The 12,135-nt window shown below is 38.5% G+C and carries 10 protein-coding genes; 9 read left to right on the forward strand and 1 reads right to left on the reverse strand.

Annotated elements, in window-relative coordinates:
* Positions 1-193: 193 nt before the first annotated feature.
* Positions 194-1,102 (reverse strand): LysR family transcriptional regulator, encoded by a 909-nt coding sequence (locus BUB48_RS03225; protein ID WP_073024522.1) that lies wholly within the window; start codon positions 1,100-1,102, stop codon positions 194-196.
* 304 nt (positions 1,103-1,406) lie between these two features.
* Between BUB48_RS03225 and BUB48_RS03230 the strand changes: the two genes are divergently transcribed.
* The 9 genes from BUB48_RS03230 (at position 1,407) to BUB48_RS03270 (ending at position 11,944) form a co-directional block, all read left to right on the forward strand.
* Positions 1,407-2,582: a Gfo/Idh/MocA family protein gene (locus tag BUB48_RS03230; protein WP_175548339.1), complete on the forward strand. Its 1,176-nt coding sequence runs from the start codon at positions 1,407-1,409 to the stop codon at positions 2,580-2,582.
* Between the two features lie 209 nt (positions 2,583-2,791).
* Positions 2,792-3,706 carry a hydroxymethylglutaryl-CoA lyase gene (locus BUB48_RS03235; RefSeq protein ID WP_073024526.1) on the forward strand — a complete coding sequence of 305 codons (915 nt, stop codon included), beginning with the start codon at positions 2,792-2,794 and terminating at the stop codon, positions 3,704-3,706.
* A gap of 49 nt (positions 3,707-3,755) precedes the next feature.
* A complete protein-coding gene (locus BUB48_RS03240) occupies positions 3,756-5,225 on the forward strand; it encodes an aldehyde dehydrogenase family protein (RefSeq protein ID WP_084524335.1) in 1,470 nt (489 codons plus the stop codon).
* Positions 5,226-5,243: 18 nt separating this feature from the next.
* Entirely contained in the window at positions 5,244-7,064 is a 1,821-nt protein-coding gene (locus BUB48_RS03245) for a thiamine pyrophosphate-binding protein (RefSeq protein ID WP_175548340.1), read from the forward strand.
* 21 nt (positions 7,065-7,085) lie between these two features.
* Positions 7,086-7,907, forward strand: a complete 822-nt coding sequence (locus tag BUB48_RS03250) for a sugar phosphate isomerase/epimerase family protein (protein WP_073024528.1) — start codon at positions 7,086-7,088, stop codon at positions 7,905-7,907.
* A gap of 60 nt (positions 7,908-7,967) precedes the next feature.
* Positions 7,968-8,846: a shikimate dehydrogenase gene (gene aroE, locus BUB48_RS03255; protein ID WP_073024530.1), complete on the forward strand. Its 879-nt coding sequence runs from the start codon at positions 7,968-7,970 to the stop codon at positions 8,844-8,846.
* 49 nt (positions 8,847-8,895) lie between these two features.
* The gene (locus tag BUB48_RS03260; RefSeq protein ID WP_073024532.1) at positions 8,896-9,462 is read left to right on the forward strand and encodes a TRAP transporter small permease; all 567 of its coding nucleotides are present in this window, start codon (positions 8,896-8,898) and stop codon (positions 9,460-9,462) included.
* Positions 9,459-10,745: a TRAP transporter large permease gene (locus tag BUB48_RS03265; RefSeq protein WP_073024534.1), complete on the forward strand. Its 1,287-nt coding sequence runs from the start codon at positions 9,459-9,461 to the stop codon at positions 10,743-10,745. The genes BUB48_RS03260 and BUB48_RS03265 overlap by 4 nt, the downstream gene beginning before the upstream one ends.
* A 122-nt stretch (positions 10,746-10,867) precedes the next feature.
* Entirely contained in the window at positions 10,868-11,944 is a 1,077-nt protein-coding gene (locus BUB48_RS03270) for a TRAP transporter substrate-binding protein (protein WP_073024536.1), read from the forward strand.
* The last annotated feature ends 191 nt before the right edge of the window (positions 11,945-12,135 follow it).

Consider the following 12,135-nt stretch of genomic DNA (forward strand, 5'->3'; position numbering starts at 1 on the left):
ACCCATATAATATCATCTATCAGGGATTTTATATCCTTATTGATTGGTATAATATTCCTGATAGTAAAATCGAATTAACTAGCACAAGAGGTTAAGTTATAGAATTGATAATCGGCTTTGCATTGAATCTTGAATATTTGATGATTAAACTCAGTATGAATGTGAAAAAATCTTCCTTTTATTAAAGCATTTCTTATATATTTTTAATTGCATCTTTATTTGACCTTATATACATGCAAAAATCCAAAAAACTTGTCAATGCATGACTATGAGTTATGCAATTATTCCATAAAATGCTGATAGTCCTGTTTACTGTTCTATCTTCAAAAGGAATAGCAGTTACCTTATAGTTGTCGAGAGCCGGTATTTTTGGCATAATGGCTATTCCAAGCTGTGCTCCTACAAAGGAAGCCATAGAGTTACATTCATCAACTTCAAAAAATACATTTGGGATTATATTGTACTTCTTAAATAAGGAATTAGTCTGCAAATAAAGATCTGTTCCTTTTTTTATCATAATGAACTTCTCGTTTTTGAAATCGCCTATTGTAACAGAGGTGCGGTTTGCTAAAGGATGGTCATTGTAAACAACAAGGTAAAGCTCCTGTTCAAATAGAGGAATGGATTCAATACATTCGTTATTTACTTCAGAAGCGGGAGCAATGACAACATCAAGAGAACCTTCTATAAGCCTCTTTATAAGCAAATCTGTCATATTAACCTGAAAACTGAAACTAATATTACGGTTACCTCTATACATGTAGAACTCATCGATTAATTTAGGAATTGCATCAAAGCTGACAGTATAGATGTATCCCAAATTTATATTACCACCAGAAGGATTAAACATTTTGCTAATCTGTGCTTCGCCTTGAATAAGAATGTTAAGGGCACTCTCTGCATATGGAAGAAAAGCTTCACCGTATTCTGTCAATGAAACCTTCAATCCTTCTTTTTTAAACAATGGTACTCCTAATCTCTTGCTTAGTTGTGTTATGGCATAACTAAGGCTAGGTTGAGATATATTCAAATTCTCAGCTGCTTTAGTGAAATGAAGTGTATGGGCAATTTCAACAAAATACCGTAGTTGCTGTAGTGTCATAATATCATCTCCTATGGAGTTTAAATATAATACCAGAACAAATTATAGAGAGCTTCTATTAGATTATACAAAATGATTATTAGACAGTCAAGAAATTAGAATATATAATTAATATGCAGCAAATAATAGGTATATAGAGCTAAGTTAGTTATTACCTATAACTTGTAATTGCTGTATATAAAAGTATAAAAATGTTCTATATTTAAGCACCTTTCAGAAGTTCATGTCCAGATTTCTTGTCTGTATATGAAATCATAGAAAAAATTTATAAATTACACACATTATGATTGGAGGAAGGGTATGTATGAAAACAATTAACGTCGCATTAATAGGTTCAGGTTATGGAGGATTTCTACATGCAAATGGCTACAGCAAGGTTTGTAAGGTACCTGTGAAGATTAAAACTGTAGTAGATGCCTATGATTTAGAAAAGGCAGAGAAGTTTGCCAAGACTTATGGCATCGAAAATGTAACAATGAATATCGAGGATGCACTCAATGATCCAGAAATAGATATCATTGATATTGTTACACCTCCAATATCTCATGTTGACATTACAATTAAAGCTCTTAAAGCTGGAAAGCATGTTATCTGTGAAAAACCACTGACTGGCTATTTCGGAGAAGAAGACGATGAAAAGCCTATAGGAAAAAAAGTTCCTAAAGCTAAGATGTATAAAAAGGTTGTTGAACAGATTGAAGAGCTGAAGAAGGTAGTGGAAGCCAGCGATAAGTTGTTCATGTATGCAGAAAACTTTGTATATTGTCCTTCAATTATAAAGTCTGCAGAAATCATCAGAAGCAAGAAAAGCAAGATTCTTTTCATGAAGGGTGAAGAAAGCTTAAGAGGTTCTTCATCACCAGTTGCAGGTTATTGGGATAAAACCGGTGGAGGTTCCCTCATAAGGATTGGATGCCATCCCCTTACAGGAATATTGTGGTTGAAGCAAGTTGAAGCTGCTGCAAGAAATGAAGAGATTCGTGTAGTGAGCGTAACAGCTGATATGGGCAATACAACTACTCATCTTAATGAATATGAAAAAAGACATTTAACAATCAAGCCATATGATGTTGAAGAATTTGCAAATGTGACATTGACATTCTCTGACAACACAAAGGCTGTTATCATGGCCAGCGATAATGTATTGGGAGGCACCAAGAATTACATAGAAATCTATGCAAATGACGGTGCTTTGATGAATAACATAACTCCTGCAAATAATCTGCAAGCTTACTTCCTGGATCAAGAAGGCATTGAAAATGTACAGTTCTCAGAAATGCTGCCTGAGAAAACCGGCTGGAATAACCTGTTCGTATGTGATGAAATACTACGAGGTTATGTATATGAAATGCAAGACTTTGTTGAATGTGTTGCATATGGCAGAAAGCCCGTATCCGACTTCAATCTTGCCTATGAAGCTATAAAGACTATTTATGCTGCATATCAATCTGCAGAAGAAGGAAGAAAGATTGAACTATAAAATGCCTTGTTATGAAGCAAGAAATTGCAAGCAAAACTAGAAGCGCTTGAGATGCTTAAGACTTCACTTTTTTAATAAAAGTCAGAATAAGTCCATAGAGAACTTCTATCAAGTTATACAAAACCCGTATTAGACAGTCAAAAAAAAGTGATTTAGAATAATAATGACATAAAAAAATGCCAATATTATTCACAAAGGGGGGAAGAAATATGAATCTTCCATCAAAGATAACTATTTGTGAAGTCGGCCTTAGAGATGGTCTGCAAAATGAGGCTAAGATATTGCAAACCTCAGAAAAGCTGGAGATAGCGAAAGACCTGATAGATGCCGGTTTCAAGGTAATAGAACTAGGTTCTTTCATGAGTCCAAAGGCAGTACCTCAAATGGCAGACACCGATGAGCTTTACAAGCAATTGAACCAAGTTGATGAAGTAGAGCTTAGAGCACTGATTGCCAATAAAAAGGGTGTAGAAAGAGCCATAAACTGCGGTTGCCGCAAGGTTAAGATTAATGTTTCAGCAAGTCGAGGACATAACCTGGCTAATTTGAACATGACGCCTGAAGAAAGTGTTGCTGGTTTTAAGGAGATTGTTGATATGGCAGCAGAACATGGCATTGAGGTATCTGGATCAATATCCATGCCCTTTGGTTCTCCATGGGAAGGCAAGATACCGCTAGAAGATGTCCAGAGTATAGTTGAAGCATACTTGAATGTGGGAGTAAGCGAAATATCCCTGTCAGATGCTTCTGGAATGGCTGTACCAAATCAAGTTTATGAAATGTGCAGTAAAATGAAAGAACGATATCCACAGGTTAAATGGTGGCTTCACTTCCATAATACAAGAGGAATGGCCATGGCTAATATAATAGCTGCAATGCAGGCAGGTATGACTCAATTTGATTCCTCCTTCTGCGGCTTGGGTGGCTGTCCTTTTGTGCCAGGAGCTGCAGGAAATGTTTCATCCGAGGATGTGGTACACATGATGGATGAAATGGGAATAGAAACGGGCATCGACATTGTTAAATTAATTGAACTGTCAAAAAAGGTACGGCAAATGGTAGGCCACGATACTGATTCCTATATACTAAAGGCAGGCCGTTCCAAAGATTTGATTAAAAAGTAAAGATGAGACACAAAATAAAGGGAGTAGCATTTGATTAGGAGGTATTATTATGAGCAGAATGAATTCAATGGATGAAGCTTATGCAAAACTAACTCAAGACCAGATAGACGAAATAGAGGAAAAATTTGCGAGAGCTGATGCAGCGCAAAAGATATTTGAAAAATGGAGTCAGGAGGAAATTGACCGCACTATCAGAGCTATAGCATGGAAGGTAGCAAATACTCAGACCTTTAGAGAATTGGTTAGGATGAGTATAGAAGAGAGTGGAATGGGTGATCCTGTAACTCGTGAGAACAAGAAATATAAAATCAGAGGTGTATTGAGAGATGCACTTCGTCAGAAGAGTGTAGGAATTATCGAAGAAATTCCTGAAAAAGGAATTGTTAAATACGCAAAACCTGTAGGAGTTATTTCCTGCGTTATCCCAGCTACTAATCCTGATTTGACACCTGCAGGTAATGCTATATACGCACTTAAAGCCAGAAACGCTATAATTTTCTCACCACATCCAAGAGCAGTTAAAACTGGCGGACGTACAGTTGAGCTTATGCGTGAAGGCTTAAGACAAGTAGGTGCACCTGAAGATCTAATCCAGATCATAGGAACAGGAAAAGCAAAGATAAACAGAGCTATGTCTGAGGCTTTAAATACAAAATGCGACTTGGTAATTGCTACCGGAGGACAAGGTGTTGTTAGAAGAGCATACTATTCAGGTACTCCTGCTTATGGTGTAGGCGCAGGTAATGCAACAATGATATGGGATGAAACAGCTAAGCAAGACCTCCACAAAGCTGCATACAACACTATGCTGTCCAAGACATCTGACTTCGGGTCTGGATGTTCTGCTGATGGTAATATCATCATTCATGAGAGCATATATGAAGATGCAATTAAAGAATTGGTTGCAGTGGGTGGTTATCTGCTAAGCGAAGAAGAGCAAGAAGCCATCAAAAAGATCATGTGGGATGAAGAATGCCATCGTAAGCCTGATTCAGTAGCACAATCACCACAGAAAATGGCTCAATTAGCTGGATTCTCAATACCTGAGGATCGCAAGTTCCTTATAGCTAGAGGAACAGGCTCTTATACAACTAGCTATGAAGATGTATGGTGCAGAGAAAAATTAACAACTTTATTGGCTGTACACAAATATGAAGGCGAATTCCAGAATGCCATAAACATAGTTAAAGCTATACACGAAGTAGGCGGTAAAGGCCATAGCGTAGGTATATTCTCCTTTGATGATGATCATATTCACAGATTGGCCCTTGAAGCTTGCGTAGGTCGTATCATGGTTAGACAACCACAATCAAAGTCCAATGCAGGATCTTTTACTAACGGAATGCCTATGACTTCAAGTATTGGATGCGGAACATGGGGAGGCAATGCTACATCTGAAAATGTTAATCTACGCCACTACATGAACGTTACATGGGTATCTAGAGAAATTCCTGAAGATAGACCAAGCGATGAAGAACTATTCGGTGAATTCTACGAACCAGAGAAAGAACAAGTATAATTGAGAGGAGGCTATTTCTTGAAAAAACTTGTAGCTGATTTGATGGTAAATTATTTGGAACGCCGTGAGGTCGAATATGTATTCGGCCTCTGCGGTCACACTGTAATAGGTTTTCTGGATGCACTATCCAGAAGCAAAAGTGTAAAGTATATATCCTTTAGAAACGAACAGATTGCAACTATTGCAGCTGACGGATATGCCAGAGTAAAGAAAAAAGCAGGAGTAGTTTTATGCCATGTAGAACCTGGCATAATGAATACTGTGACAGGGGTAGCTAATGCAGCAGCTGATTCCATACCTATGGTAGTAATAGCAGGGGATGTACCAAGATATTACTATGGTAAACATCCACATCAGGAAATAAATATGCATACTGACGCTTCTCAGTATGAAGTTTTGAAACCTATAGTAAAGAGAGCTTGGAGGGTAGATGATCCAGAGGCAATGCCAGAAATATTGGACAAAGCTTTCCGCCTTGCTGAAAGCGGAAGACCTGGACCGGTTCTCGTATCTGTGCCAATGGATGTATTCTCCGAAAAAATAGATGAAGAACTATTCGCAAGAACTTATCTTGACAGTCATAAGACAATTAAGCCTGGATTGGCACCATCTGCCGCACAAGCAATAGCTAAAAAATTGGTAGAAGCTAAGAATCCAGTTATTCATGCAGGTGGGGGAGTACTAGCAGCAGGAGCCTCCAAAGAGCTTCAGGATTTAGTAGAATTCCTTGATATACCAGTATCCAGGACATTGATGGGACAGGGTTGTTTATCTGATACTCATCCTTTGATGCTTGGACAGACAGGATTCTGGGGTCTTGAATTCACTCACAGGTTTACTGCCAATGCAGATGTACTTCTAGGTCTTGGAACCAGATTTGCAGAAGCTGACAGTTCAAGTTGGTATCCGGGAGTAACCTTTGACATGAGTAAGACAGAATTCATTCAAATTGATATAGATCCAGCAGAAATCGGACGCAACTATCCAGTAAGCATCGGTGCTGTAGCTGACTTAAAAGAGGCATTAGCACAGATACTGGAGGAAGTTAAGAAAATATGTCCTGAAGGAATAAAGAGACCAGAGCTCAGGGAAATGATAAAGAAAAATCGCGAGCAATTCAAAGAATCCAACAGAGCCATAGCCGAGGATGGGCGCTTCCCAATGACTCCTCAAAGAATATTGAAAGATGTTAAGGAGACTATTCCTGAGGATGCATTAATATTCACAGATGTAGGCTGGAATAAGAATGGTGTGGCTCAACAGTTTGACATCACTGTGCCAGGAAGCATTCATCACAGTTCAGGATTTGCGACTATGGGCTTCGGAGCATCAGCCCTTTTGGGAGGCAAGCTTGCTGCGCCTGATAAGGTTGTACTCACACTTGTTGGAGACGGCGGATTCGGAATCAATCCAAGCCCACTGGCAACAGCAGTAGAGCAGGGAATACCAGTAATTTGGATTGTAATGAACAACTCTGCATTTGGTACAATTGCCGGCTTGGAATATTCAAATTACCAGACTAAGTTTGGAACGGTGTTTACAACACCTGATGGTGAAAAGTATTCTCCAAACTGGGCAGAGGTTGCAAAGGGATACGGAGTTGATGCAATTCGCATAGAATCAGCCGATGAATTCAAACCAGCACTAGAAAAAGCATTGGCAAGCAAAAAGCCCTTCCTGTTGGATGTTCCAATGGAAAACATTGCAGTGCCAACACCTGGTTGCTGGAATATAAATGATATCTACACACCAAAAGCAAATGTAGTGAACGGTAAAGTGAGGAAAAATGAAAAGGGTGAATATGAAGCGCCTAATCATTCAGCTTCACATAAAAATTAAAGAGTTTGAAAGGAGATAACTATGGCCAGAAAATTTTCCCTTGCTTATCTAACCATACCTGGAACTAACCCCGTTGATCAAATAAAAATAGCTGCGGAGGCGGGATATGACTTTGTCAGCCTCCGCCCCATTCCCATGCATCTTCCTAACGAGCCCCTTTTCCAATTTGACCAGAATAAAGATTTATTCAATAACATAAAGAAGGCTTTGTCAGACAATAATATTAAACTGATGGATATTGAGTTGGCAAGAGTTAGAGAGGATCTGAAGGTCGAGGATTTTGAATCAGCATTTGCTGCAGCGGCAGATTTGGGAGCTACAGATGTGCTCTCAAGCATATGGACAAAGGATAAGAACTTCTACTATCGTGAATTTGAGAAAATATGTGATCTTGCTGACAAATATTCACTTAAAGTAAATCTTGAATTTGTTACTTTTGCAGGAGTTACAAACCTTGATGAAGCTTTAGATGTGCTTAATACAGTAAATAGACCTAATGCATATCTGATGGTGGATACACTTCATGCGCATAGATCAAGGGTATCTGCAGATGATCTAGCAAAGGTAGATCGTTCTAAGTTTGGATTTATCCACCTTTGTGATGGTCCTGGAGCGATTCCTGCATTGGATGATCCAAGCATGACAGGAGTTGCAAGAGAAGGAAGATTATATCCTGGAGAAGGCGAAATAGACTTAAAGGGTATGCTCCTTGCAATGCCACAAAACCCAATATCCATTGAATTACCAAACTCCAAGGAAATGACTGCAAGAGGAGCGGCAGGTCATGCTGCACAATGCTTGGTAAAAGCCAAAAAGTACTTTGCAGAAAATGGCATTGAATGAATAAATTAATACTGACAATATATAAGAGATATAAGATATAATTACAAGGAGGAGACTAATATGCCCGTTAATATTAATACAAAGATGATTACTCTTCTGGGAAAACCTCTATCTCAATCCTATGCTGCAAGAATGCAGAATGCTGCATATAGAGCAGCTGGATTAAACATGCTGTATTTCTATACTGAAGTTGATAATGAACATTTAGGTGATGTAATTAATGGTATTAAGCACATGAATTTTGCAGGTTTTGCTGTAACAAAGCCTAATAAGGTAGAAGTTATGAAATATGTTGATGAAGTGGATCCTCTATGCGAAAAAATGAATGCAAGCAATACTGTAGTAATAAAGGATGGAAAACTTATAGCATACAATACTGATGGCGTAGGTTTCTTCAGATCCTTGATAGAAGAAGCACCCGAACTAGATGTAAAGAATTCTGTGTTCTTATGCCTTGGAGCTGGTGGAGCTGCCAGAGCTATTTGCAGTGTACTTGCATATAACGGAGCAAAGAAGATATACATTGCAAGCAGAACTATGTCAAAGGTTCAGGAGTTGGTAGATGACATCAATAATAACTTTGCACCTATAGCTGAAGCTGTAGATATGCAGAATGAAGAGAAATTTAAGGAAGTAGTAGCAGCTTCCGATGTTCTCATGAACAATACAGGACTTGGTATGCCTGTAAGCATAGATAAAACTCCTGTTCCTAAAGAATATCTCAGACCTGGACAGATATGCTTTGATGCAACTTACAATCCTGCCAAGACTAGATTTCTTGTAGAAGCAGAAGAAGTGGGCTGCAAGATAATAAATGGATTGGGAATGTCCTTATATCAAGGTGTAGCGCAAATTGAACTCTGGAGTGGCAAAGAGGCGCCTATAGAAGCGATGCGTCAGGAACTCATGGATATTCTCGCAGGAAAAGAAGAGAAATAACGGGCTAAAATGAGTTTAGTTTGCTCATAAAATTGGAAGGGGGAAAAACATGAAGGTACTCAAATGGTTGGATGAGCACTTCGAAGAAGCTATTTTGATAGTTTTACTGGCAGCCATAACCTGTGTTATGATGGCACAGATCATTGCAAGAACCTTTGCAGCTTCCATGACCTGGCCTGAAGAATTCTCAAGGTATTGCTATATTTGGTCAGTATTTCTTTCTCTTGGATATACGGTAAAGAAGGGAAATATGCTTAAGGTAGGCGTATTAATGGATTTATTTCCTCTAAAGGTGCGTAAGTCCATAGAGATAGTTGGAAACATAATAATGTTAGCAATATTTGGTATTTTGTTCAGATATTCAATAATTTATACTGGCAAAATCAAAACAATGGGACAGGCTTCAACTGCAATGGGTGTTCCCATGAGCTTTATGTATACGGCTACGGTTATAGGATTCGGTTTGGCTGTATTCCGTACAGTAGAGTTAATAATCTACAATATCAAGCATTTCGATGAAAAGGCTGAGACAACATTGGAAGCTACACTGAAAGAAGCACAGCAGGAAGTACAGGTTAATGCTGCTGGTGCAAATAAGACAGGGGGTAAAGCATAATGGCATTGTGGGTATTTATTGTATTCTTGGTAACGCTTGCATGTGCGATTCCTATAGGAGTAAGTATGGTAATGGGAGCTATGACACCCCTTGTTTTAGGAGGACCAGGAAGCTCTATTCAGCAGATGATTGCAAATACATTTGCTGGTGCAGATAGTACACCTATTTTGGCAGTACCTCTCTTTATCCTTGGGGGAGTACTCATGTCCGAGGGTGGTATATCTAAGAGATTGTACAACTTCTTTGCTTACTTTGTAGGCGGATTGCCTGGAGGACTGCCTTGTGCGGCTATTCTTACATGCTTATTCTATGGAGCTATTTCAGGCTCAGGACCAGCAACAACTGCAGCTGTAGGATCCATGGTAATTCCGTTCTTGGTAGAATTAGGCTATGACAAGACCTGGACTGCAGGTATGATAGCTACAGCAGGAGGACTTGGAGTTATTATACCTCCATCTATACCTTTTGTTCTTTACTCATTGGCTACAGGTGTATCAACAGGTGCACTTTTCTTAGGAGGAATTATACCAGGTATACTAATCGGATTTTTCTTGATGGCCTATGCAGTTTACTATTGCTTAAAAAATGGAGAAGACAGAGAAAAAATCAACGCCAAGATGAAAGAGCTTCGCTCCATGGGATTTCTTAAATTATTTAAGGAGAGTTTCTGGGCTTTGTTATCACCTGTAATAGTATTGGGAGGTATTTATTCCGGTATAGTAACACCAACAGAGGCAGCATGTATTTCAGTGTTCTATTCTTTATTTGTCTCTTTGGTTATCTATAAATCCTTTACTATTAAACAGATCATACCTTTCCTTGGTAGCTCTGTAAAGACCTATGCTCCACTTTGCTTTGTACTTGCCTTTGCAACAGCCTTTGGTAGAGTATTGGCATTGGCTAAGGCTCCAGCATTGATTGAGGGCTTTATAGTTAACAATTTCTCATCAAGCTTGGCCGTATTAACAGCTATCGTAATCATATTCTTATTACTTGGAATGGTTATGGATACAGGACCAGCAATAGTAATATTGGCGCCAATCTTGCTGCCGGCTGTTCAGGCTATGGGAGTGAATGCGGTACATTTTGGTGTAATAATGGTATGCTGCTTGTCAATCGGATTGGCAACACCGCCCTTTGGATTGGATTTATTCGTTGCAGGTACATTATCTAATTTACCACCTATGAATGTGGCTAAAAAAGCTATTCCCTTCATAGTAGCATTTGGTATAGCGTTGTTTATGATAACTTATGTTCCATGGTTTAGCCTTGTGTTTCTGTAAAACTGAAAATATGGTATAATATCTTGTATTTTTGTAATGTAGGAAATACAATAGTGTTTTATATTCCTGCATTACAGGAATCGGGGTATAATATACACCTAAGAAAAAAAGGGGGAAAGAAAATGAAAAAACTACTAATCATGTTAATGGTGTTAGTTATGGCATTAGTTCCAGTAGCTTGTTCTAGCAAAACACCATCAACACAACCTACAGAGCAGTCTGGAGGACAGTCATCAGAAGGTGCAAGTGGCTATGATGCATTGAAGCCTGTAGTACTTATCGGTGCTGATAACGCAAGTATGGGTGCTGCAGCTCAGCTTTTCGGTGAACTAGTTTCTAAGAAGGTTTCCGAAATTACAGGCGGAAAACTGACAGTAGAGTATTATCCAAACAGTCAGCTTGGTAATGACCAGGAGCTTCAGTCTCAGATGCTTGCAGGAGATATTGACTTTGTAGTATGTCAAACAGCTCAGACAGTTAACTTTGTGCCTGAAGTAGCAATATTTGACCTTCCGTTGGTATTTGCAAAGTATGATGCTAAGACTATTGACTATGCATTGAATAAGAGCCCATTCTTTGACAAGATTAATGAGGCTTATACTGCAAAGAACATGCGTGTAATGCATTATTTACAAGCAGCTACTTTCCGTGAGACAACTTCCAACAAGAAGATCAGCACTATTGATGATTTCAAGAACCTGAAGATAAGAACTATGGAAAATCAAAACCATATGGCCTTCTGGAAAGCTTTGGGAGCAGCTCCAACACCACTTCCATGGTCAGAAGTTTATGTTTCTTTGCAGCAGGGTCTTGTAGATGCACAGGAAAATGCAACTGATACTTCTGCTGGTGCAAACTTGCAAGAAGTTCAGAAGTACTTGGTGTTAACTCATCACATACTATACTGCAACCAATTCCTTATCAATAACTCTAAGTATGAAAGCTTAGATCCATTATATCAGGCTGCTTTACAACAGGCAGTAAATGAGGCTGCAGTGGAAATTGAAGCAAAATTAGCTACAATAGATACTGAAAACAGACAAAAGCTTGCAAACGGGGGTATAGAAGTAATTGAGCTTGATAATGCTTTCATAGACCAAATGCTTGAAAAAGCACAAGGTGTATATGATTCAATAGGTAAAGCTATAGGACAGGAGTATGTAGATACACTCCAAAATGCTCTTCAGAATCCACAATAATCAACTCTATATCAAGATAAAATAAAAGCTGGCGCTTAAATGTGCTGGCTTTTATTTTGATCAGACCTGATGACTTTGTCAATTAAGACGGAATGTATAATAATTGCTGTTTTTATATTTTAGCATAAACATTAATCATATATTGTTGATGAAATATTTTTTAAAAAAGTCACATAAATCTTGATGTCCTG

Source organism: Lutispora thermophila DSM 19022 (assembly GCF_900142105.1).
Classification (GTDB): domain Bacteria; phylum Bacillota; class Clostridia; order Lutisporales; family Lutisporaceae; genus Lutispora; species Lutispora thermophila.

Coding starts and splice junctions, on each gene's coding strand:
- BUB48_RS03225 (WP_073024522.1), bottom strand. CDS start 1,102: ATGACACTACAGCAACTACGGTATTTTGTTGAAATTGCCCATACACTT.
- BUB48_RS03230 (WP_175548339.1), top strand. CDS start 1,407: ATGAAAACAATTAACGTCGCATTAATAGGTTCAGGTTATGGAGGATTT.
- BUB48_RS03235 (WP_073024526.1), top strand. CDS start 2,792: ATGAATCTTCCATCAAAGATAACTATTTGTGAAGTCGGCCTTAGAGAT.
- BUB48_RS03240 (WP_084524335.1), top strand. CDS start 3,756: ATGAGCAGAATGAATTCAATGGATGAAGCTTATGCAAAACTAACTCAA.
- BUB48_RS03250 (WP_073024528.1), top strand. CDS start 7,086: ATGGCCAGAAAATTTTCCCTTGCTTATCTAACCATACCTGGAACTAAC.
- aroE (WP_073024530.1), top strand. CDS start 7,968: ATGCCCGTTAATATTAATACAAAGATGATTACTCTTCTGGGAAAACCT.
- BUB48_RS03260 (WP_073024532.1), top strand. CDS start 8,896: ATGAAGGTACTCAAATGGTTGGATGAGCACTTCGAAGAAGCTATTTTG.
- BUB48_RS03270 (WP_073024536.1), top strand. CDS start 10,868: ATGAAAAAACTACTAATCATGTTAATGGTGTTAGTTATGGCATTAGTT.